This window comes from Streptomyces sp. NPDC048659 (assembly GCF_040650575.1).
Classification (GTDB): domain Bacteria; phylum Actinomycetota; class Actinomycetes; order Streptomycetales; family Streptomycetaceae; genus Streptomyces.
Genome location: NZ_JBEZHM010000012.1, coordinates 60485 through 83249, shown reverse-complemented (window position 1 = coordinate 83249; position 22765 = coordinate 60485). Strand labels below are relative to the sequence as shown.

Annotated in this window: 14 protein-coding genes; 11 read left to right on the top strand and 3 right to left on the bottom strand. The window is 75.3% G+C overall.

Annotated features, from left to right (window positions below; all coding sequences use genetic code 11):
* The first annotated feature begins 9 nt into the window (after positions 1–9).
* The 7 genes from AB0C99_RS12365 (at position 10) to AB0C99_RS12335 (ending at position 14493) form a co-directional block, all read left to right on the top strand.
* Entirely contained in the window at positions 10–3609 is a 3600-nt protein-coding gene (locus AB0C99_RS12365; RefSeq protein WP_362473366.1) for a tubulin-like doman-containing protein, read from the top strand.
* Complete coding sequence (locus tag AB0C99_RS12360; protein WP_362473363.1) at positions 3606–6158, top strand: hypothetical protein; 2553 nt, start codon at positions 3606–3608, stop codon at positions 6156–6158. Before AB0C99_RS12365 ends, AB0C99_RS12360 begins: the two co-directional genes overlap by 4 nt.
* Positions 6155–8257, top strand: a complete 2103-nt coding sequence (locus AB0C99_RS12355; RefSeq protein WP_362473362.1) for a hypothetical protein — start codon at positions 6155–6157, stop codon at positions 8255–8257. The genes AB0C99_RS12360 and AB0C99_RS12355 overlap by 4 nt, the downstream gene beginning before the upstream one ends.
* Positions 8257–10446: a hypothetical protein gene (locus AB0C99_RS12350; RefSeq protein WP_362473359.1), complete on the top strand. Its 2190-nt coding sequence runs from the start codon at positions 8257–8259 to the stop codon at positions 10444–10446. Before AB0C99_RS12355 ends, AB0C99_RS12350 begins: the two co-directional genes overlap by 1 nt.
* Before the next feature lie 102 nt (positions 10447–10548).
* Positions 10549–11781 (top strand): arginine deiminase, encoded by a 1233-nt coding sequence (locus tag AB0C99_RS12345; RefSeq protein WP_362473356.1) that lies wholly within the window; start codon positions 10549–10551, stop codon positions 11779–11781.
* Between the two features lie 98 nt (positions 11782–11879).
* Positions 11880–12890: an ornithine carbamoyltransferase gene (gene argF / locus AB0C99_RS12340; protein ID WP_362473353.1), complete on the top strand. Its 1011-nt coding sequence runs from the start codon at positions 11880–11882 to the stop codon at positions 12888–12890.
* 160 nt (positions 12891–13050) lie between these two features.
* A complete protein-coding gene (locus AB0C99_RS12335) occupies positions 13051–14493 on the top strand; it encodes an amino acid permease (RefSeq protein ID WP_362473350.1) in 1443 nt (480 codons plus the stop codon).
* On the opposite strand, the gene AB0C99_RS12330 is transcribed toward AB0C99_RS12335, so the two are convergent.
* Entirely contained in the window at positions 14444–14908 is a 465-nt protein-coding gene (locus AB0C99_RS12330; protein WP_362473347.1) for an ATP-binding protein, read from the bottom strand. The genes AB0C99_RS12335 and AB0C99_RS12330 overlap by 50 nt on opposite strands.
* A gap of 334 nt (positions 14909–15242) precedes the next feature.
* On the opposite strand from AB0C99_RS12330, the gene AB0C99_RS12325 reads away from it, so the two are divergent.
* The gene (locus AB0C99_RS12325; RefSeq protein ID WP_046911368.1) at positions 15243–16070 is read left to right on the top strand and encodes an enoyl-CoA hydratase family protein; all 828 of its coding nucleotides are present in this window, start codon (positions 15243–15245) and stop codon (positions 16068–16070) included.
* Complete coding sequence (locus AB0C99_RS12320) at positions 16067–18415, top strand: bifunctional salicylyl-CoA 5-hydroxylase/oxidoreductase (protein WP_362473344.1); 2349 nt, start codon at positions 16067–16069, stop codon at positions 18413–18415. Before AB0C99_RS12325 ends, AB0C99_RS12320 begins: the two co-directional genes overlap by 4 nt.
* A gap of 21 nt (positions 18416–18436) precedes the next feature.
* Here the strand turns inward: AB0C99_RS12320 and AB0C99_RS12315 are convergent, their stop codons facing one another.
* Together AB0C99_RS12315 and AB0C99_RS12310 are read right to left on the bottom strand one after the other, a co-directional pair.
* A complete protein-coding gene (locus AB0C99_RS12315) occupies positions 18437–19267 on the bottom strand; it encodes a PaaX family transcriptional regulator C-terminal domain-containing protein (protein ID WP_362473341.1) in 831 nt (276 codons plus the stop codon).
* Positions 19268–19276: 9 nt separating this feature from the next.
* Complete coding sequence (locus AB0C99_RS12310; protein WP_362473338.1) at positions 19277–20929, bottom strand: AMP-binding protein; 1653 nt, start codon at positions 20927–20929, stop codon at positions 19277–19279.
* Positions 20930–21095: 166 nt separating this feature from the next.
* Here AB0C99_RS12310 and AB0C99_RS12305 point away from each other — a divergent pair, with 166 nt between their 5' ends.
* Both AB0C99_RS12305 and AB0C99_RS12300 read left to right on the top strand, forming a co-directional pair.
* Positions 21096–22325 (top strand): acyl-CoA dehydrogenase family protein, encoded by a 1230-nt coding sequence (locus AB0C99_RS12305; RefSeq protein WP_362473335.1) that lies wholly within the window; start codon positions 21096–21098, stop codon positions 22323–22325.
* Positions 22322–22720, top strand: a complete 399-nt coding sequence (locus AB0C99_RS12300) for a RidA family protein (protein ID WP_362473333.1) — start codon at positions 22322–22324, stop codon at positions 22718–22720. The genes AB0C99_RS12305 and AB0C99_RS12300 overlap by 4 nt, the downstream gene beginning before the upstream one ends.
* The last annotated feature ends 45 nt before the right edge of the window (positions 22721–22765 follow it).

The following is a 22765-nucleotide window of genomic DNA, read 5'->3' as shown; positions in this document are numbered from 1 at the left end:
GGAGACGACATGAAGATCTACCAGCCCATGCTGTTCGTCGGACTGGGCGGCACCGGCGGACGCATCGGCAGCGAACTGGAACGCAGCCTGCGCCGCGAGCTGTGCGGTCCCGACGGCACCGAGCTCGTCGACGGCGGGCGGCGGCTGCCCTTCCAGCTGCCCGACTGCCTGCAGTTCGTGTACGCCGACTTCAGCGAGTCCGAGCTGCTGCGCCAGCCGCAGTTCCGCGCCAAGGGCGCCGAGGGCGCCGCCTACGCCCGCACCTCCCGCATGGTCCGCGACCTGCTGCCCACCGACTACGACTCCTCGCCCGAGGTCACCCGGATGCTGCGGGTCGCCCTCCACGAGGAGACCCGGCTCTGGCTGCCGCCGCAGGCCCGCCAGCCGCGCGTGGCACCCCTGCACAACGGCGCGGGCCAGCTGCCCACCGTCGGCCGGGCCGCCCTCTTCGCCACCATGCGCTCCGGCCTCGAACCCGTACTGCGCCAACTCCGCGAGGCCATCGGCGCGATCGGCAACTCCGCCGGCGACCTCCAGCGGGTCGGCGGCGGCCGGATCCGCGGCTGCGACGTCTTCGTCGCCTTCTCCGTCGCGGGCGGCACCGGCGCCGGCATCTTCTACGACTTCATCCACCTCATCGGGCACGAGTTCCGCCGCTCCAAGGTCCCCGGCGTCAAGATCTACCCGCTGGTCGTCATGCCCTCCGCCTTCCCGCCCGAGGCGGGCGGCGGGCGTGAGGCCGAACTCAACTCCGCCCGCGCCCTCGTGGACCTCTCCCGGCTCGTCGACGACCAGAACGTCCCCGACGCCCTCGACGAGGTCGGCGACGTCGAGCAGCGCGGCCGGATCAGCGTCCACTACCCCGGCGACGGCGTCGTGTCCCTGCGCCCGTCCACCGTGCAGACCGCCTTCCTCTTCTCCAAGCCCGCCGTCATCGGCACCGAGGACCTGCGCCGCTCCATCACCGCCATGGTGCTGTCCCTCGTCGGCACCGAGCTCAGCGAGGACAGCGGCGCCGCGAGCCGCGCCGAGGACGACTACCAGTCCTTCGCCGCCAGCTTCATCAACAAGAGCGTCGAGCGCTCCACCCCGGCCCGCACCGGCATCGGCTACCGCGGCATGTCCACCAGCCTCGCCGCCTCCCTCACCGTCCCCGTCGACGACCTCGCCGAGATCGTCGCCGCCCGCCTGCTCGCCCAGGCCGTCCGCGGCCTCGGCGAGAAGGCCCGGCGCGGCGGACGCGAGGACAAGCAGCTCGTCCAGGACATGTTCAACCGCTCCGGCGTCGGCCGGCTGTGGAGCCGCGAGGCCCCCGACGTGCCCGCGCCCGAGCAGCTCCCCAAGGGCAGCCGCGCCATCACCCAGGCCCTGCGCGACCGGCTCGGCGACATGGAGGACTCGCTGCGCCGCCTGGAGTCCGAGCTGGCCCGCGAGGTGCCCCGGCTCACCGAGGACTTCAAGCCCGGCACCGCCGCCCGCGAACTCCTCGGCGTCATCAGCCCGTTCCGCCTGGAGGCCGTCCTCAACGGGCTGCCCGGCCACCCCGACCGGGTCGCCTCCGTCGGCTTCACCGGGATGCTCGACAACCGGCGCAACGACCCCGAGCGGCCCCCGGACACCCCGACCTCCGCCCCCGTCATCCCGCACATCAAGCGCAGCGCCGGCGGCCTCGTCCCGGCCCGCTGGAGCGACCCCGACGTGCAGGACGCGCTGGCCCGGCAGGAGGCGTGGTACCAGTGGCGGGCCCGCGCCCTGTGGCACCGCGCCTGGAAGGCCGGCGACTCCCAGTGGCGGCCCCCGCTGCTGCGGATACTCGGCGAGCTCGGCGAGCTCGCGAAGGTGCTGCGCGCCCACGAGCAGGACGAGGGCAAGCAGTTCGCCGACCGGCGCCGCGAGCTCTACCGCGACGACCGCACCGGCATCTCCTACCTGCTGCCCCCGCAGAACAGCCTGCGCGCCTTCTACGACGACGTCCTCGACCGGCTCGTGCAGAGCGAGGGCCTGCCCGAGAACACCGACGCCGCCGGCCTGCTCGAACGGCTGGTCCGCCCCGAGGACTGGCGGCGCGCCCTCGACGCGGTGCGCCGCTCGCCCGGCGCCGCCGTCAAGGAGATCAAGCAGGTCGTCGAGCGGCGGGTCAAGAAGCTGTTCGGCGAGGCCAACGACGACCGCTTCGACCGCCCGCTGCTGCCCTCGATGGAGCTGCTGCTGCGCGCGGCGTCCGGCGACGAGTCCGCCGAGTCCAAGGTGGACCCGCGCTGGCTCGGGCAGTTCCGCTCCGCGCTCGCCGGGCTCCTCCCGGTCGGCTTCACCCCGGACGGCGGCGGCCCGCTGAAGATCCTCATCGTGCACCCGGCGAGCGAGTCCGACGGCCGGGCCGGCGAGTACCTGCGCCAGGAGCTCAACCTGCCGCCGCGCGCCGCCCAGGAGTACCGGGCCGTCGACACCGACTCCCTCACCGTCGTCCTCTTCCGCAGCGGCATGAACCTCACGGACATCTCCGAGGTCCGCAACGTGCTGACGCTCTGGGCCGAGGCGCGCGACTCGGCCGGCCAGGACGACTTCCTGCACTGGCGCCAGCGCCTGGGCTACCAGGACGACTGGCTGGTCTCCACCGAGGACGACCGGCAGCGCATCCTGCACCGCCTCCTCAACGCCATGTGGAACGGGCACATCCACACCGAGGGCCGCCCCGACTCCCCGGACCTGGTCCGCATCCGCCTCCAGGAGGGCGAGTCCGCGACCATGTCGCTGCGCCTGGAGGGCTTCGACGGCGCCCTGTCCAGCTGGGCCGGGCTGCTGCGCGCGTACGAACGGTGGGCGCTGCTCGACGAGGGGCAGATCATCGAGGAGTTCTGCGAGCGCCTGATGCGGGCCCTGCCCAAGGGGCTCGCGCACACCCCGACGGCACCGTCCCCGCTCTTCACCCACTTCGTGGAGAAGGTCGCCCCGCGCCAGCTCGTCCTCCTCGACGAGCTGGCCGCCGAGTACGGGGACGAGGACGCCGAATGGCTCGCCCCGCTGCGGCACTTCTGGGAGGTCACCTACCCCGGCGCCCTCGACACGCGCTTCTCCGGCGCGGGCCGCGCCACCCGGCCCACCCTCCGCGCCCTCTTCGAACGGCACGCGCCGGGCCGGGGGGCGGCCGACGGGGGCACGGGCAGGGAGACGAACAGGGAGCGGGACACGGGCGGGGAGGGGGATCGGGACTGGGGCCGGGATACGGGCCGGGATACGGGCCGGGATACGGGCCGGGATACGGGCCGGGACTGGGACCGGGATCGGGATACGGGCCGGGATCGGGACTGGGACCGGGATACGGACCGGGATACAGGCCGGGACTGGGACCGGGACCGGGATCGGGATCGGGACCGGGACCGGGATCGGGATACGGGCCGGGGCCGGGAGCGGGAGCGGGACTGGGGCCGGGACACGGGCACGAGCAGGGACCGGGGTGCCGACCGGGACCGGGATACGGACCGTGGCACCGACCGGGACCGGGACCGTGACCGTGACTGGGACCGGGAGCGCGGGTCGTCCGCGGCCGGCCCGGAGTCCGTGCCCGAGGGCGGCGGCTACCCCTGGGACCTGGAGGGGGACGACGAGTGAACGACCGTACCGTCCTGGACCAGCCCGTGCCGGGCCACGCCGTCCTGCTCGACCTGAGGGCCGGCGGCCACACCCCCGCGCACGCCGACCGAGGCGCCGACGCGGCCGTGCGCCGGGCGCTCGCCGCCCCGCAGCCCGGCGCCGAGCGCCGCTTCCTCGTCGTCGACGACGCCGACCGGCTCGTCGCCCACCAGCTCCTCTACGAACGCCTCTCCTCCTACGGCCCCGCGCAGATCGTCTGCCTGGCCGTGGGCGCGCCGGGGGAGCGGACCCTGCGCCGCTCCCTGACCCTGCGGCCCCCCGCCGCCGGGGTGCTCTGGCTGCTCGACGACACCAGGGACTCCGGCGCGGACGCCCTGCGCCCGCTCCTGGACGTGCTCGCCACCCCCGAGGTCTTCGACGCCGTGCTCCGGGGCCTCGGCCGGGTCGTGCACGGGGTCGCGGTCCCCTCCGTACGGATCCTGGAGCACGACCTCACCGACGAGGCGCGGGAGCGGGCCTGGCGGCAGGCGATCGAGGCGCTCACCGGCCCCGAGGTCCCCACCCCCGCCGCCGTCGGCCAGGTCCCCGGCGAACTGGCCCTGCTGCTAGACGAGTCGGTGCCCCGCTCGCTCGCCGGGCACGCCTGGCTGCCCGCCCACGGCCAGGCCAGGGCCCAGCTGGGCGCCTGCGAGGACGCCCTCGACGAGGCGGTCGAGGCCCACACCAGGGTGCGCGGCCCGGCGGGGCTGCTCGGCGCGGCCGGCCGGGACACAGACCTCCCCGGGGACATCGAGCGGCTGACGCTGGCCCTCGGCCGCTTCCGGGCCACCGTCGCCGAGACCTTCGCGCTCGCCGGCGGCACCCGGCCCACCGTCGAGGAGCGCGGCCTGCTGCGCGACCGGGGTGTCCAACTCCCCGACCTGCCGAGGGAGATCACCCGTACCGGCATCGTGCCCGCGCTGCGCGACCACACCCACGAGCTGCTCGGCCGGCGGCTGCCGCTGCGCTCGGTCGCCGCCCGGCTCACCGCCCTCGCGGCCCGTACCGCCCCGGCGGGCAGCGCCGCCCGCCTGGCGCGCCTGGACGCGATCTGCGGCCCGGTGCAGCTGGACCGGCTCGGCGGGCGGCACCCGTTCCTGGCCGGCGGCTCCCGGTCCGCCGCCGCGCTGGTGACCGGTGTCCTCGCCGCCGTGGCGGGGCTGTGGCCCGTGGCGGGGTGGGTCCTCGGCCCGGCCGTCGGCCTGCTCGCCGCGCTGCTGGCCCACCGGATGCTGCGCCGCCGGCCGAACCGTTCGCCCGACGGACGCCTCGACGGCGGCGGGAGCACCGGCACCGCGCCCCGGCTCTTCGGCGGCCTCGTCGGCGGGTTCGCGGGGGCGGCGGCGGGCGGCTGGCTCGCCCTGCCCGCGTGGGCGGGCGCCGTCGCCGCCGCGGCTGCCGCCGCCGCGGTCGTGCTGCTCGCCCTGCGCGACTGGACCCGGGGCGTGGACGACTGGTGGGACCGGGCGGACCCGGAGGCGGCGGGCCGGATGCTCAAGGAGATCCAGGGCCTGCTTGTCACCACCGCCGTGCACGACTGGCTCTTCGCCGAGGTGCGGCACCACTGCTCGGACGGGGCGGGGGCGGTCGCCCGGCTGCTGAAGGGCCTCGCGGCGACCGCGCGGGCGCACGGCGGAGAGCCGGACCCCGACCCGTACGGGACGGGCCGCCCCGCCGACGACCCCGCGCCGGGCGCCGCGCACCGGCCGGAGGCGACCGGCTGGGACTGGGACGACTCCCCGGAGACCGACGGCTACGGATACGGGGGCGGGTACGGGAGCGATTCCGGGAGCGGCCCCGGGGGAGCCGCCGCATCGGGCGGTACGGGTCCGGGGGCGGCGGCCCCCGGCGGCGCGCGGACCGGCGGCGCGGCCCGCGCGGACGGCACCGCGCACACCGGCTCCAGCGCAGGCACCGGCACCGGCTCCGGCACCCGCTCCGGACCCCGCCCCGCCACCGCCGCCCCGGCGTGGCTGGAGCGGCGGTACGGGGACGGCGGCCCCGCCCTCGTCGACACCCTCGCGGGCGACTTCTTCGACGGGGTCGTGGCGCTCCTCGACAGCTGCTGGGCGGGGATCGAGCGCGACCCGGGCAACGCGGGCCGGCACCCGCTCGACGGGCCGATGGCCGAGCTCCTCGACGAGGCCAGGACCCGGCTGGAACGCGACGCCGCGGCCTCCCCGCCGCCCGGCCGGGACCGGGGCGGGCGGCCCGACGCGGCCCGCCTGACCGGGGTCGCGCCGGACGCGGTGGCGCGCCTGATAGGCGACGACGACCCGGCCCGCACCGTCCCGCTGTGCGGCCCCGAACACCTGCGGCTGCTCTCCCACGAGCCGGGCGCGGTGCGCCGGGTGCGGTTCGTGCCCGAGACCATGCGGCGCGGGACGACCGGCGACGACATCTGGCGGGGCGCCGTCGAGGACGTGGTGTGGACGGACTCCGGCCGCCACGCGGGCGTCCTGCGGCTCGTACCGCTGCGCGCGGACGTCGTGCGCACCGTGCGGGCGGAGGAGGGCGGGGCCACATGAGCGAGGCCGACCCGGAGGAGCTGGAGTTCCTGACCCACGGGCAGGAGTGGTTCCGGGGCACCGCCGTCCCCGGCGAGGAGCGGCCGGTCCCCGGCCGGCCGCACCTTCTGACCCGGCGGCTGGTCCTGGACGACGGCCGGCCCGTCGTGCAGTTCCGGCTGCCGCGCGCCGCGCAGGGCGACCCCCGGACGTACACCCTGCTGGAACGGGAGATCGCCGCCGCCGTCGCCCTCGAACGGCGCTACGGGGAGGAGAAGTTCGCCGATCTGTTCACCCGGCTCGTCGGCTTCGACCTCGAAGGGCCGGAGCCCTTCGTGCTCTACCGGGGCGCCCCCGGCGCCCCGCTCGCCGACTGCGTGTCCCGGCTCGGCGGCGAGGAGCAGCAGAAGATCGTCGGCCAGCTCGCCGTCGCCGTCCGGCTGCTCGGCGCGGCCGGACTCGTCCACCGCGCCCTCGACCCCGCCACCGTCCGCTGGAACGGCGCCCACGTCCGGCTGGGCGAGCCGTACGCGGTGCAGCGCGCGGGCGAGCCCCGCGAGCCCTTCGGCCCCGCGCCCTGGGCCGCGCCCGAACAGCGCGCGGGCCGGGGCACCGCCGACACCCGCGACGACCTGTGGTCGCTGGCCAGGATCGCGTACTACCTGCACTCCGGGCACCCCGGCCCGCCCGGTCTCGCCGACCGCGCCGACGGGCCGCCCGCCGACCTCGCCGCCTACCGGGGGCTCAGCGCCCTCGCGCAGAGCGGGCTGTTCGCCCCGGCGGCGACCGCCCGGCCGTCCCCCGCCGCGCTGCTGCGGCTGCTGCGGATGGCCGACCCGCTCGCCCGGACCGCCGACACGGCCGACCCGCTCGACCAGGGCCGTGAGCGGTACGACGCCGAGCTCGCCCGCAAGGAGGCGACCCTGCGCGAGGCGGCGGCCCGGCGCGAGCGGGAGGCGCGGGACGCGGCGGCCGGCCGGGCCCCGCAGCGCCGCCGCTTCCCGCTCTTCGGCCGCGAGCAGGACCGGACCCGGACCGCGCCGCCCGCCCCGCCGGAACCGCCCGCCCCGCCCCCGCCGCCCGCGCGGATGTGCCCGTACTGCCTGCTGCCCGTCCACTACGACCCCGAACTCCTCGTCACCATCGACGCCATGGGCAACCGGACCCGGCTGGACCTCGGCGGCGAGCAGCGCCCCGCCCGCCTCAAGGACGCCCTGCGCACCGCCTACCACCTGTGCCCGCACGCCTCGGGCGAGGAGGCGCACGAACTGCCCGTCCCCTACCTCACCAACGGCGAGCCGCTCAGCATCGCCTTCGTCGGCAGCTCCGCCGTCGGCAAGACGCACCTGATGGCCGCGATGCTCGGCGAGGTCGAGCTCGGCGCCCTGGAGCCGTACGGGCTGCGGGCCCTGCCCCTCAACCCCGACGCGCACCGCGCCTTTCTGCGCGACCGGGTGCAGAGCCTCCAGCAGGGCCGGCAGCTCGGCCAGACCGGGCAGCAGGACTTCGCCCTCTTCGCGGACGGCCTCCTCGTCTCCGCGCCCGGCCGCACTCCGCGCCCCGTCGTCTTCTTCGACCTCGCCGGCGAGGACCTCGCCCGCGACGGGGCGGTGACCAGCTTCCTGATGGGCGTGGACGCCTTCGTCTTCGTCGTGGACCCGCTGCGCGCCCTGCGGATGCCCTCGCTCGACCCGGTCCGAAGCCTGTACCGGCTGGCCCGGCGCGACCTCGGCGACGAGGCGTTCACCACCGTCCTCAACCGGCTGGAACGGACGGACGGCTTCGTCCCCGCCCCCGCCGCCGTCGCGATCAACAAGAGCGACCTGCTCCGCTTCGAGCCGGTGGTCGACCACTGGCTCGGAAAAGCGCTGCCCGAGCGGTACGACGAGGGGGACGCGGGCGCCGAGAGCCGGGACGCGTACGCCTTCCTCCACCACCACGCCAGCACCGCCTGGCTGCGGCCCTTCGACGACCACGCCCACTGCACCCTGCACTTCGTCGCCGCCACCGGGGGCCAGGCGCGCGGCGACCGCTTCCCGAACGGCGTCCGCCCGCGCCGGGTCCTGGCCCCGCTGCTGTCGGTGTTCGCCGCGTGCGGGCTGCTTCGAGGGAGAGGCTGATGGCGCGAAACCACGACGAACTCGACCAGGTCGTCTTCCGCTGGGACAGCGGGAACGCCTCCGGCTCCACCGGCTTCGGCCCCGTCGCCTGGTCGGGCGCGCGGGCCGACGCCGAGGGGCTGTTCCACGCCGCCGGCTCGCTGCTGCGGGCCAGCGGCGAGGAGACCAGGCCGGCCCTGATCCGGCTCCAGCGCCGGGGCAGCGACGCGGTCCTCGTCCACCGGCTGCCCTGGACCGACCCGCGCGGCGGGGCGTCCACCCTCTGCCACGCCCTGGTCGGCTCCCCGGACGTGCTGAGCCCCGCCACCTGCCTGGGGCTGCACGCCTGGGACTGGGAGGGCGCCGGACTTCCCCTCGCCGAGGTACGCGACGGGCTGGGGACCGTGCGGGAGGAGCAGCTCCTGGAGGCGGCGGGCCTCGGGCAGGCGGCCCTCGACGGGCGGATCCCCGAGGCCGCCGAGGAACTGGGCGGCGCGGCGGCCGAGTTGCTGCGCCACCCGGAGGGCCGCTTCACCTTCCTCGACGAGCGCGGCGACACGGCGCTGCCCGTGCTGTGGGGGCTGCACAGCATGTTCGGCCACGTGCACCGGAGCTGGACCTTCGCCAGCCACGACACGGCCGAACTCCCCGCCATCCGCTTCGTGTTCGTCAGCCGCTGGGCGGGCGCCGCCGCCCGCAACACCGACCGCCACCGCGCGGACCCGCGCCAACGCCGGGGCGACGCGGCGGAGTCGGCCGCCGCGCGCCTGGTCGAGCACCACCTGCGCGGCCTGGCGGAGGGCCACAACGGGGAGTTCGCGGTGGGCAAGGCGTTCCTGGACGCCCACACCGGCCGCCCGGGCGCCCCGTTGCTGACCACGGCCCAGACCGCCGCCGACACCCTCGACCGCGCCCGCCGCCCCCGCCCGGCCACCCCGACCCGCCCGGCGGAGCCGGAGCCCGTACACGGGGGCGGGGGCGGGGCGCGGGAGGAGCAGGGGGGCGCGGGGCGTACGGAGCCGATTGCTCGTACGGAGCCGCCTGCCCGTACGGAGTCGATTGCCCGTACCGAGCCGCCCGCTCGTACGGAGCCGACTGCCCGTACCGAGCCGTCTGCCCGTACCGAGCCGCCCGCCCGTACGGAGCCACCCGCCCGAACCGAGTCCTCGGGCCGTACCGAGCCCGTCCGTACGCCCGAGGAGTCCCCACCGCGCGCCTCCCAGCCTCAACCCAAGCCCCCACACCAAGCCCAGTCCCAGTCCCAGCCCCAGCCCCACCCCCAACCCAAGCCCCAGGCAGCTCCCCCCACCCCTACACCCGCCCCCACCCCCTCCCCTTGGGCCGGCCCCGTGAAGCCCGGCCGGCGGTTGCGGCGCCGGGGGGTCGTGGTGAAGGACGGGGGGCTCGGCGGGCGGCTGGAGCGGGCGGAGAACGTCGGGGCGGCGAAGGCCGCCGTGCGGGAGGCGTCCGACGCGGACCTGCTCGCGGTGCTGCGCGGCCACGCGCTCCCGCACAGCCTCCTCACCGTCCTCGTCCAGGAGGCCGCGCACCGCATCCCCACCTGGAACCGGCGGCTCCGCCACGAGCTGCGGGATCTGGTCCTGGCCGAGGCGTACTTCGTCTTCCGCGTCCACCCGCACGACACGGTCGAGCCCGTCGAGCGCGCGGCCGACGCGGCGGCCCTGCACCGCTGGGCCGTGCGCCCGGTGCTGCGCGGCGCGGGCGCCGAGGCGGCGGCGCGCGAGCTCGCGGAGCTGCTCGCCCGGTTCCGGGCCAGCCCGCACCCCGCGGCCAGGACCGTGTTCTTCATGATCGTCGGGGACGAGCGCTCGGAGCTGCCCGAGTCCGTGCTGCGCAGCCTGGTCCTCGGCGCCCACCGGTTCGCCGAACGGGACCGCCCGTCGGGCGCGGCCCCGTCCCAGCCGCCGCCCACCCAGCTCCCGCCCCCGGCGCGGACCGCCCCGCCCCCTTCCCCGCCACCCCGCCCCGCCGAACCACCCGCCTCCCCATCCCCATCCCCGTCTCCCTCCCCACCACCCCCACCCCCATCGCCCCCCGCCACCCCACCCCCCGACGCCCGCCGTTCCGACGCGCACGTGCCCGCGCCCGCCGGGCAGGGGCCGTCGCGGGACGGGCGGGTGATCGTCTCGGCGCTCGTCGCCGTCCTGGTCCTGCTGATCGTCGTCACCGTCATGGTCGTCCGGTCCTGACGGATCCGGTCCCGACGGGTCTGGTCCCTACGGATCCGGTCCTGACGGAACAGGTCCCGACGCAACCACGCGCGAGCCGCCCGGCTCCGTCAGGATGGGCGCATGGGATTCCATGTCGATTCCGAGACCGGGCGGCTGCGCCGCGTCATCCTGCACCGGCCCGATCTGGAGCTGAAGCGGCTCACCCCGACCAACAAGGACGCCCTCCTCTTCGACGACGTGCTGTGGGTGCGCCGGGCCCGCCAGGAGCACGACGGCTTCGCCGACGTGCTGCGGGACCGCGGTGTCGAGGTGCACCTCTTCGGTGACCTGCTGCGCGAGGCCCTGGAGCTGCCGGCCGCGCGGGAGCTGGTGCTCGACCGGGTCTTCGACGAGAAGGAGTACGGGCCCCTCGCCACCGACCACCTGCGGGCGGCCTTCGACTCCCTGGACACCGCCGCGCTGGTGACGGCGCTGGTCGGGGGGATGACCAAGCGGGAGTTCCTGGCCGGTCACCGCGAGCCGACCTCGGTCCGCTTCCACGCCCTGGAGCTGGACGACTTCCTGCTCGGCCCGCTGCCGAACCACCTCTTCACCCGGGACACCTCGGCCTGGATCTACGACGGGGTGTCGATCAACGCGATGCGCTGGCCCGCCCGGCAGCGCGAGACGGTCCACTTCGAGGCGATCTACAAGCACCACCCCCTCTTCACCGGCCCGGCGGCAGGCGGCTTCCACCACTGGTCGGAGGGGCAGTCCGACTACCCGTCGACGATCGAGGGCGGCGACGTCCTGGTCATCGGCAACGGAGCGGTGCTCATCGGGATGAGCGAGCGGACCACCCCGCAGGCGGTGGAGATGCTGGCCCGGGGGCTGTTCGCGGCGGGCTCGGCGCGCACGATCATCGCGCTGGACATGCCGAAGCGGCGGGCGTTCATGCACCTGGACACGGTGATGACGATGGTGGACCAGGACACGTTCACCCAGTACGCGGGCCTCGGCAACCTGCGCTCGTACACGATCGAGCCCGGCGACGACGGGCGGACGCTGCGGGTGACCGACCATCCGCCGGAGCAGATGCACAGCGCCATCGCCGCCGCCCTCGGGCTCCAGGACATCCGGGTGCTCACGGCGACCCAGGACGTCCACGCGGCCGAGCGCGAGCAGTGGGACGACGGCTGCAACGTGCTGGCGGTCGAGCCGGGTGTCGTCGTGGCGTACGAGCGGAACGTCACCACCAACACGCATCTGCGCAAACAGGGCATCGAGGTGATCGAGATCCCCGGCAGCGAGCTGGGCCGGGGCCGGGGCGGCCCCCGGTGCATGAGCTGTCCGGTGGAACGAGAGGCTGTATAAGAATTCTGAATTACGTATACACTTCCAGGGTCCTGATCCCGTACGGGCGGCCCCGCCGACCCCGCGCGATCTCTCCCGAATCCCACCAGGAGCGCCCCATGGCCACCGACCTCACCGGCCGCCACTTCGTCAAGGAGCTGGACTTCACCGCCGAGGAGTTCCGCGGCCTGATCGCGCTCGCCGCCGAGCTCAAGGCGGCGAAGAAGGCGGGCACCGAGGTGCGGCGCCTGCGGGGCCGGAACATCGCCCTGATCTTCGAGAAGACCTCCACCCGCACCCGCTGCGCCTTCGAGGTCGCCGCCGCCGACCAGGGCGCCTCGACCACCTACCTGGACCCGGCCGGTTCGCAGATGGGGCACAAGGAGTCGGTCAAGGACACCGCCCGGGTGCTCGGCCGGATGTTCGACGGGATCGAGTACCGGGGCGACAGCCAGGCGGCCGTCGAGGAGCTGGCCGCCTTCGCCGGCGTCCCCGTCTTCAACGGGCTCACCGACGACTGGCACCCCACCCAGATGCTCGCCGACGTGCTCACCATGACCGAGCACTGCGCCAAGCCGCTGACGGAGATCGCCTTCGCCTACCTCGGCGACGCCCGCTTCAACATGGGCAACTCCTACCTCGTCACCGGCGCCCTGCTCGGCATGGACGTGCGGATCGTGGCCCCGAAGGCGTACTGGCCTGCCGAGCCCGTCGTCGCCGAGGCGCGGCGGCTCGCCGAGACGAGCGGGGCGCGGATCACGCTCACCGAGGACGTCGCCGAGGGCGTGCGCGGCGCCGACTTCGTCGCCACCGACGTCTGGGTCTCGATGGGGGAGCCCAAGGAGGTCTGGGACGAGCGGATCGCCGCCCTCTCCCCGTACGCCGTGACCATGGACGTGCTGCGCGCCACCGGCAACCCGGACGTCGGCTTCCTGCACTGCCTGCCGGCCTTCCACGACCTCGGCACCGCCGTCGGCCGCGACATCCACGCCCGGCACGGGCTGACCGAGCTGGAGGTCTCCGACGAGGTCTTCGAGTCGGCCCACTCGGTCGTCTTCGACGAGGCGGAGAACCGGATGCACACCATCAAGGCGGTCATGGTCGCCACCATGGGCGACCCGGCCGTCTGAGCCTCGCGCCGTAGGGAATCGCGCCCGATGTGCTGTATGGAATTGCGGCCAATTGGGTGAATATGCAGGGTGGGGTCTACGATCGCATCCTTCAGGGGGGTTCGGGCATACATGCCCGGACCCCCCTCGCGTCTGCCCGACCAGAGATGAGAACCACCGCATGTCCCCGTCCGCCCGGCGGATCAAGTCCCCCCAGCAGCTGATCGCCGAATCCGGTGCCGACCTCGAAGGCCACGGCCTCAAGCGCACCATGGGCCTCTTCCAGCTCGTCTGCTTCGGCATCGGCGCCATCGTCGGCACCGGCATCTTCGTCGGCCTCTCCGACAGCGTCGCCGAGGCCGGGCCCGCCGTGGTGATCTCCTTCGTGCTCGCCGCGATCACCTGCGTCTTCACCGCCTTCTCCTTCGCGGAGCTGGGCGGCGCGATCCCGGTCTCGGGCTCCTCGTACTCCTTCGCGTACGCGAGCCTCGGCGAGCGCGTCGCCTTCCTCGTCGGCTGGTGCCTGCTGCTGGAGTACGGCGTCTCCGTCTCCGCCGTCGCGGTCGGCTGGAGCCAGTACCTGAACGAGCTCTTCGACAGCCTCTTCGGCTTCCAGCTGCCCACCGCGCTCTCCGCCGGACCCGCCGACGGCGGCGTGGTCAACCTGCCGGCCGTGATCGTCATCCTGCTCGCCGCGACGCTGCTGGTGCGCGGGGTGCGCGAGAGCGCCCGGGCGACCGCCGCCATGGCCGTGCTGAAGATCGGCATCCTGATCGTCTTCTGCGTGATCGGCTTCAGCGCCTTCGAGGACGGCAACCTCTCCCCGTTCGCCACCCACGGCACCGCCGGCATCACCGCGGGCGCCTCCGTCGCCTTCTTCTCGTACATCGGCTTCGACGCCATCACCACGGCCGGCGAGGAGGTGAAGAACCCGCGGCGCAACATCCCGCTCGCGATCCTCATCTGCATCGGCGTGGTCACCCTGCTCTACTGCGCCGTCGCGCTCTCCGCGATCGGCGCGCTCGGCGCCGACGCCGTCGCCGACAAGCCGGCCGCCCTCTCGCTCATCGTCAACCAGGTGACCCACTCGACCGTCGGCGGCGGGATCATCGCCTTCGGCGCGGTCGTCGCCATCGCCTCCGTGGTCCTCGCCGTGATGTACGGGCAGACCCGCATCCTGATGTCGATGTCCCGCGACGGGCTGGTGCCCCGCGTCTTCGAGCGGGTCTCGCCGAAGAGCGCCACCCCCGTGGCCAACACCTGGATCGTGGCCTGCGTCTTCGCGGTGCCGGCGGCCTTCGCCTCGCTCGACGTCGTGGTCAACCTGACGACGATCGGCACCCTCGCGATCATGGCCGTCGTGAACATCGCGGTGATCGCGCTGCGCCGCCGCGACCCCGGGCTGACCCGCTCCTTCCGGGTCCCGCTCTACCCGGTCAGCCCGATCCTGGGTGTCGGCTTCTGCTGCTATCTGATCTGGGGCACCGGCTGGTCCACCTGGGTGCAGTTCGCCGTCTTCCTGGTGGTCGGCGCGCTCGTCTACGCGCTGTACGGGCGCCGCAGGTCCCGCCTGGTCACGACGCCGGCGGGCGACGGCGCTGCGCCGGCAGGGCCGGGAGCGTGAACCAGACCGCCTTGCCCTGCGCGGTGGGGCGGTGCCCGCAGTCGCTGCTGAGGGCGCGGATCAGCAGGAGCCCGCGCCCGTGCTCCTGCCAGGGGTCCACCGGCACGCCGGGCTCGGGGCAGATCAGCTCGCCGGGGGCCGCGGGCCGGCCGTCGTGGACCTCGATCTGACAGCCGCCGGGGGCCGGGAGCAGCTCCACGACCAGCTCGATGGGGCCGTCGCCCGCGGTGTGCTCGACGGCGTTGGCCACCAGCTCGGCGGTCAGCAGCTCCGCCGTGTCCCGGTCCGCCGCTCTCGCCTCCCCGCCGCTCACGTCGGCGAGGGCGGTCCGCACGAGGGCGCGCGCCATCGGCACGGCGGCCGTCGTGTGGGGCAGCACGACGCGCCAGGAGGCGGGGCCTGGGGCTTCGAACACGGTGGGGGGCCTCCGTTTCGGGCTCTGCGTGGGCGGTGGGGGACGTCCTGGTTTCAACCTTACGGAGTGGAATCGCCGAATCCAGAGGCGGCCGTCCGGCGTGACAAGGGACCTGGGTCCGCGAGGTGCCGGGACCTTCGCGGTACAAGGCCGACGCCGGTCCCGGGTGGCCGCCCCGAACGGGCCCCGGAGCCGCCCCGGGCCCGCGCGGCGGCACTCCGCGGGACGCTGTATCGCGGACTCGTGACGACAGTCACAACGGAGTGATACCCTCGCGAAGGCGATGCCAGTGCTGCCGTACCCGTACGCGCACAGCCCAGGGAGGCCGTCCCCCATGAGCCCCTTCACCGGCTCCGCGAGCCGCACCGAACGCTGGCGGCACCTGCGCCTCACCGTCGACGACGGGGTCGCCACGATCACCCTCGCCCGCCCCGAGAAGCTCAACGCCCTCACCTTCGGCGCCTACGCCGACCTGCGCGACCTGCTCGCCGAGCTCTCCCGGGAGCGGGCCGTGCGCGCCCTCGTCCTCGGCGGCGAGGGGCGCGGTTTCTGCTCCGGCGGCGACGTCGACGAGATCATCGGCGCCACCCTCTCCATGGACACCGCCCAGCTCCTCGACTTCAACCGGATGACCGGGCAGACCGTCCGGGCGCTGCGCGAATGCCCCTTCCCCGTCATCGCCGCCGTCCACGGCGTCGCCGCCGGCGCCGGGGCCGTCCTCGCGCTGGCCGCCGACTTCCGCGTCGCCGACCCGACCGCCCGCTTCGCCTTCCTCTTCACCCGCGTCGGCCTCTCCGGCGGCGACATGGGCGCCGCCTACCTGCTGCCCCGGGTCGTCGGACTCGGCCACGCCACCCGCCTGCTCATGCTGGGCGACCCGGTCGGCGCCGCCGAGGCCGAGCGGATCGGGCTGATCAGCGAGCTCACCGAGGAGGGCGCCGCCGACACCCGCGCCGCCGCCCTCGCCCGCCGCCTCGCCGAGGGCCCGGCGCTCGCCCACGCCCAGACCAAGGCCCTGCTCACCGCCGAGCTCGACATGCCGCTGGCCGCCTCCGTCGAGATGGACGCGGCCACCCAGGCGCTGCTGATGCACGGCGAGGACTACGCCGAGTTCCACGCGGCCTTCACCGAGAAGCGCCCCGCGAAGTGGCGGGGCCGATGACCGCGCCGGGCGCGCCCCCGCAGCCCCCCGGGCCAGGCGCGCCCCTCCCGACCGCCGAGCCCGACGGCGGACCCCTGCCGCCCCCCGCACCCGGCGCGCCGCTGCGGATCGCCGTCGTCGGCGGCGGTCCCGGCGGGCTGTACGCCGCCGCGCTGCTCAAGCGCGGGGACCCGCGCCGCCGGGTCACGGTCTGGGAGCGCAACGCCCCCGGCGACACCTTCGGCTTCGGCGTCGTGCTCTCCGACGAGACCCTCGGCGGCATCGAGGACGCCGACCCCGCCGTCCACGCCCAGCTGCGCGCCGCCCTCGTCCGCTGGGACGACATCGACATCGCCCACCGGGGCCACCTGCTCCGCTCCACCGGCCACGGCTTCGCCGCCCTCGGCCGCCACCGGCTCCTGAGGATCCTCCAGGACCGCTGCGCCGGGCTCGGCGTGGACCTCCGCTTCCGCGCCGAGGCCCCGCCGCCCGCCGCCCTCGCCGCCTCCCACGACCTCGTGATAGCCGCCGACGGCGTGCACAGCCGCGTCCGCGAGGCCCACGCCGAGGCGTTCGGGCCCACCCTCACCACCCACCGCTGCCGCTACATCTGGCTCGCCGCCGACTTCGCCCTCGACGCCTTCCGCTTCGAGATCGCCGAGACCGAGCACGGCGTCATGCAGCTGCACGCCTACCCCTACGACACGGACTCCTCCACCGTCATCGTCGAGATGCGCGAGGAGGTCTGGCGCGCCGCGGGCTTCGACGAGCTCGACGAGACCGAGTCCGCCGCCCGCTGCGCCAAGATCTTCGCCGAGGTGCTGCGCGGACGCCCGCTGCGCGGCAACCACTCCGCCTGGACCGCCTTCCGCACCCTCGTCACCGCCCGCTGGTCGCACGGCAACACCGTGCTGCTCGGCGACGCCGCCCACACCGCGCACTTCTCCATCGGCTCCGGCACCAAACTCGCCGTCGAGGACGCCGTCGCCCTCGCCGCCCACGTCGACACCGCCGCCACCCTCCCCGAGGCGCTCGCCGCGTACGAGGCCGAGCGCCGCCCCGTCGTCGAGTCCACCCAGCGCGCCGCCGTCGCGAGCCTGCGCTGGTTCGAGGAGATCGCCGACCGGCTCGACCGCCCGCCCCGGCAGTTCGCCTTCGACCTGCTCACCCGCAGCCGCCGCGTCACCCACGACAACCTGCGGCTGCGCGACCCCGCCTTCACCACCCTCGTGGAGCGCGACTTCGGCTGCCCGCCCGGCGTCCCGCCGATGTTCACCCCGCTCCGGCTCGGCGGCCTCACCCTGCGCAACCGGGTCGTCGTCTCCCCGATGGACCTGTACGTCGCCGAGGACGGCGTCCCCGGCGACTTCCACCTCGTCCACCTCGGCTCCCGCGCCCTCGGCGGCGCCGGGCTCGTCATGACCGAGATGGTCTGCGTCAGCGCCCAGGGCCGGATCACCCCCGGCTGCGCGGGCCTGTGGACCGACGAACAGGCCGACGCCTGGGCCCGGATCACCGCCTTCGCGCACGCCGCCGCCCCCGGCACCGCGATCGGCGTCCAGCTCGGCCACTCCGGCCGCAAGGGCTCCACCCGGCTCATGTGGGAGGGCATCGACCAGCCGCTGCCCGACGGCAACTGGCCGCTCGTCGCCGCCTCCCCGCTGCCGTACCGCCCCGGCGTCAACCAGACCCCGCAGGCCCTCGACCGGGCCGGACTCACCGCCGTGCGCGAGGAGTTCGCCGCCGCCGCCCGCCGCGCCGCCCGGGCCGGCTTCGACCTCCTCGAACTGCACTGCGCCCACGGCTACCTGCTGTCCGGCTTCCTCTCGCCCCTCACCAACCACCGCACCGACGGCTACGGCGGCGACCTCGACGGCCGGCTGCGCTACCCCCTCGAAGTCTTCGACGCCGTACGGGAGGCGTGGCCCGCCGACCGGCCCATGACCGTCCGGATCTCCGCCACCGACTGGGCCGAGGGCGGCACCACCACCGAGGACGCCGTCGCGACCGCCCGCGCCTTCGCCGCCCACGGCGCCGACGCGATCGACGTCTCCACCGGCCAGGTCGTCCCCGACGAGCGCCCCGAGTACGGGCGCTCCTACCAGACCCCGTACGCCGACCGGATCCGCGCCGCCGTCGGTGTCCCCGTGATCGCGGTCGGCGCGATCTCCTCCTGGGACGACGTCAACTCGCTGCTCCTCGCGGGCCGCACCGACCTCTGCGCCCTCGCCCGGCCGCACCTCTACGACCCCCACTGGACCCTGCACGCCGCCGCCGAACAGCAGTACACGGGCCCTGCGGCCCCCTGGCCCGCCCCGTACCGGGCGGGCAGCCGCCGCCCGCCGACGGGCCGCAAGGAGAACTAGGGCCTGTTCGACAGGCGGAACCTAGGCTCGCGCTTCGTCCGGGGATCCGCCCGTCACGAACTCCCCGCCCCGCGCGTGCAGCCGCTCGTGGAGGGCCGCGAAGACCTCCGCCGAGCGGCTGCCCGGCCAGTTCTCCGGCAGCAGCTCCAGCGGCAGCACCGGGTCCGCGTACGGCAGCCGCCGCCAGGAGTCCAGCGCCGGGAGATAGGCCCGGTAGGCGTCCTCCGGGCCGCCCGGCGCCGCCGACCAGGCGCGCAGCACCGGCTCGTGGGCGTCCAGGAACTCCTCGTGCAGCTTGGCGATGGACGGCAGGTCCCACCAGCGCGCCACCGCCTCGGCCGTCGCCGCGAAGCCCAGGTGGTCGCCGCGGAACAGGTCCACGTACCCCGCCAGGTCGAGCCGCTCCAGGGTGTGCCGGGTCTCCTCGTACAGCCGCGCGGGGGCGATCCACACCCCGGGCGCGGCCGAGCCGAAGCCCAGCCGGGCCAGTCGCGAGCGCAGCAGGTGCCGCTTGTGGCGCTCGGCCTCGGGGACGGAGAAGACGGCGAGCACCCAGCCGTCGGAGAGGCTCGGCTCGGTCCGCGCGTAGATCCGTCGGTCGCCGTCGTCCAGCAGCATCCGCGCGTCGTCCGACAGGGCGTAGCCGGCCGCCCCGTCGGCGGTCCGGGCCGGGAGCAGCAGCCCGCGCCGCTTCAGCCGCGACACCGAGGAGCGCACCGACGGCGCGTCCACCCCGAGCACGCCGAGGAGCCTGATCAGCTCCGCCACCGGCAGCGGCGCGCCGTCCGGGGACCGGCCGTACGCGCCGTACAGGGAGACGATCAGGGAACGGGGGGTGTGCTGCTCGGCCACGTGATCACTTTAGGCGGTGGACGCGCCCCGGGGCGGCGGACCGGTCGGCTCCGCCGGCTCCCGCAGCCGGTAGCGCTGGAGCTTCCCCGTCGCCGTCCGGGGCAGCTCGTCCAGGAAGACGATCTCGCGGGGCGACTTGTACGGGGCGAGCCGGGCCCGGACGAAGGCGCGCAGGGCCGCCGCCGTGCCCGCGTCGCGCGGCACCCCGGCCCGGACCACCGTGTACGCCACCACGATCTGCCCGCGCAGCTCGTCCGGGTGCCCGACCACGGCCACCTCCAGGACGTCGGGATGGGCGGCCAGGGCCTCCTCCACCTGGGGTCCGGCGATGTTGTACCCGGCCGAGATGATCATGTCGTCGGCGCGGGCGACGTAGCGGAAGTAGCCGTCGGGCTCGCGGACGTACGTGTCGCCCGTGATGTTCCAGCCGTCGTGCACGTACTCCGTCTGGCGCGGGTCGGCGAGGTAGCGGCAGCCGACCGGGCCGCGCACCGCGAGCAGCCCCTCCTCGCCGTCCGGCAGCTCCCGGCCGCCCGGCCCGACGATCCTGGCCTGCCAGCCGGGGACGGGGCGGCCGGTGGTGCCGGGGCGTATCTCGCCGTCGGCGGCGGAGATGAAGATGTGCAGCAGCTCGGTCGCGCCGATCCCGTTGATCAGCTCCACGCCGGTCCGCTCCCGCCAGTCCCGCCAGGTCCCGGCCGGCAGGTTCTCGCCCGCCGAGACGCAGCGGCGCAGCGAGCCGAGGTCGTGGTCGCCGATCTCGTCCAGCATCACCCGGTAGGCGGTGGGCGCGGTGAACAGCACCGACACCCGGTGCCGGTCGATCGCGGCGAGCAGCTGCTTGGGGCCCGCCTGCTCCAGCAGGACCGCGCACGCCCCGGCCCGCAGGGGGAAGACGACGAGCCCGCCCAGGCCGAAGGTGAAGCCGAGCGGCGGGGAGCCGGCGAAGACGTCGCCCGGCTCCGGGCGCAGGACGTGCGCGGAGAAGGTGTCGGCGACGGCGAGCACGTCCCGGTGGAAGTGCATGCAGCCCTTGGGCCGCCCGGTGGTGCCGGAGGTGAAGGCGATCAGGGCCACGTCGTCGGCGGCGGTCGGCACGGCCTCGTACCGGTCCGGCTTGCCGATGGAGAGGGTGAGCAGGTCGTCCGGGCCCTCGCCGCCGAACGGGACGATCCGCAGCCCCGGCACCTCCGCCTTGGCCAGCTCGTCGACGGCCCGCACGTCGCACAGGGCGTGCCCGCACCGGGCCATCTCGGCCATCACGGCGAGCTCGGCGGCCCGCGCCTGCGCGAGAACGGTGACGGCGACCGCGCCCGCCTTCATCACGGCGAGCCAGCAGGCCGCGAGCCAGGGGGTGGTGGGGCCGCGCAGCAGCACCCGGTTGCCGGGGCGCACGCCGAGGTCCTCGGTGAGGACGTGCGCGATCCGGTCCACCCGTTCGCGCAGCTGCCCGTACGTCCAGTGGCCGCCCTCGCCGTCGAGGAAGACCGGGCGGCGGGCGCCGAACCGTTCCACCGTGCGGTCGAGGAGCTCGGCCCCGCAGTTGAGCCGGTCGGGGTAGGCGAGCTCGGGCAGGTCGAACAGCAGGCGCGGCCACTGCCCGGAGGGCGGCAGATGATCGCGGGCGAAGGTGTCCTGGTGGGCCGAGGGCGTCAGCTCCATGCGTCCGTCCCCCTGTCGGGTGGGATCGTCGTGGTGGGGTCGACCGTCGCCCGAAAAGCGTATCGTGATGGTGACGACAGTCAACGGTTCGCGATACGCCGTCTCGGTTCGGCCCGGCGGCGGCGCGCTCCGCCGTCGGCGCGCGAGCGCCAGAGAGGGCGCCCACATGCCCGCATTCTCGCTCGATCCGGAACAGATCACCTGGTGCGCGCGGCTACGGGCGCTCGCGGCCGAACGGCTCCGCCCGCTCGCCGAGCGCGGCGAGCCCGGCCGGGTCAACCGGCCCCTCGTCGCCGCCCTGGGCGAGCACGGACTGCTCGCCCGGCTCTTCGACTCCGGCGCCCTGGACCTGTGCCTGATGCGCGAGTCCCTCGCCCGGGTCTGCACCGAGGCCGAGACGGCGCTCGCCCTCCAGGGCCTCGGCACCCACCCCGTGGCCGCCTTCGGCACCCCCGCCCAGCGCGCCCGCTGGCTCCCCGAGGTCGTCGCGGGCCGGGCCGTCGCCGCCTTCGCCCTCTCCGAGCCGGACGCCGGCTCCGACGCCGCCGCCCTCACCCTGCGGGCCGTCCCCGACCCGGCCACCGGCGGCTGGCGCCTGCACGGCGAGAAACGCTGGATCTCCAACGCGCCGGAGGCGGACTTCATCACGGTGTTCGCCCGTACGGGGGAGCCGGAGGGCGGGGCCCGGGGCGTCAGCGCCTTCCTGGTCCCCGCCGACCGCCCCGGCCTGACCGGCGAGCCGCTCGACATGCTGGCGCCGCACGCGATCGGCGCGCTCGTCTTCGACGGCGTCCCCGTCGGACCCGAGGACCTGCTCGGCGCGCCGGGGCAGGGCTTCAAGGTCGCCATGGGCACCCTCAACCTCTTCCGCCCCAGCGTCGGCGCCTTCGCGGTCGGCATGGCCCAGGCGGCCCTCGACGCGACCCTCGCCCACACCGCGGACCGGCGCGCCTTCGGCGGCGTCCTCGCGGACCTCCAGGCCGTGGCCCACCAGGTCGCCGAGATGGCCACCCGCACCGAGGCCGCCCGGCTGCTGGTCTACGCGGCGGCCGAGGCCCACGACCGGGGCGAGCCCGGCGTGCCCCGGCGCGCCGCCATGGCCAAGCTGCTCGCCACCGAGACGGCCCAGTACGTGGTGGACACCGCGGTCCAGCTGCACGGGGCCCGCGCCCTCCAGCGCGGCCACCTCCTGGAACACCTCTACCGGGAGGTCCGGGCGCCCCGGATCTACGAGGGCGCAACCGAGGTGCAGCGCACGATCATCGCGAAGGAGCTGTACCGGGACGCGAGGTCGGCGGGGACGGAAAAGCCGGAGGGGCCGGCCGACCCGGCCGGTTCCGCCGGCACGTCGGAATTGCCATACGCCCCCGCATCCCGGGCAGGAGCCCCCGCATGAGCCTGTACCGCCACAACCCCGCCGACCTGTCCCCGCCCGCCGGCTTCAGCCACGCCGTCACCGCCACCGGCTCCCAGCTGGTCTTCCTCGCCGGGCAGACCAGCCTCGACCGGGACGGGAAGGTGACGGGGGAGACCCTGCCCGAGCAGTTCGAGACCGCGCTGGGCAACCTGCTCACCGCCCTCCGGGCCGCGGGCGGCTCGCCCGCCGATCTCGCGCGGGTCACCGTGTACGCCACCGACGTCGCCGACTACCGCCGGAACTCCGCCGAACTGGGCCGCATCTGGCGCCGGTTGGCGGGCCGGGACTATCCGGCGATGGCCGTCATCGGGACCGTACGCCTGTGGGACGAGCAGGCGCTGGTGGAGATCGACGGCTTCGCGGTCCTGGAGTGAGGAGGCCCGGCAGGGGGCCCGGCCGGGCGCCCGAAGATCAACTGG

Coding starts and splice junctions, on each gene's coding strand:
- AB0C99_RS12365 (WP_362473366.1), top strand. CDS start 10: ATGAAGATCTACCAGCCCATGCTGTTCGTCGGACTGGGCGGCACCGGC.
- AB0C99_RS12355 (WP_362473362.1), top strand. CDS start 6,155: ATGAGCGAGGCCGACCCGGAGGAGCTGGAGTTCCTGACCCACGGGCAG.
- AB0C99_RS12350 (WP_362473359.1), top strand. CDS start 8,257: ATGGCGCGAAACCACGACGAACTCGACCAGGTCGTCTTCCGCTGGGAC.
- AB0C99_RS12345 (WP_362473356.1), top strand. CDS start 10,549: ATGGGATTCCATGTCGATTCCGAGACCGGGCGGCTGCGCCGCGTCATC.
- argF (WP_362473353.1), top strand. CDS start 11,880: ATGGCCACCGACCTCACCGGCCGCCACTTCGTCAAGGAGCTGGACTTC.
- AB0C99_RS12335 (WP_362473350.1), top strand. CDS start 13,051: ATGTCCCCGTCCGCCCGGCGGATCAAGTCCCCCCAGCAGCTGATCGCC.
- AB0C99_RS12325 (WP_046911368.1), top strand. CDS start 15,243: ATGAGCCCCTTCACCGGCTCCGCGAGCCGCACCGAACGCTGGCGGCAC.
- AB0C99_RS12320 (WP_362473344.1), top strand. CDS start 16,067: ATGACCGCGCCGGGCGCGCCCCCGCAGCCCCCCGGGCCAGGCGCGCCC.
- AB0C99_RS12310 (WP_362473338.1), bottom strand. CDS start 20,929: ATGGAGCTGACGCCCTCGGCCCACCAGGACACCTTCGCCCGCGATCAT.
- AB0C99_RS12305 (WP_362473335.1), top strand. CDS start 21,096: ATGCCCGCATTCTCGCTCGATCCGGAACAGATCACCTGGTGCGCGCGG.
- AB0C99_RS12300 (WP_362473333.1), top strand. CDS start 22,322: ATGAGCCTGTACCGCCACAACCCCGCCGACCTGTCCCCGCCCGCCGGC.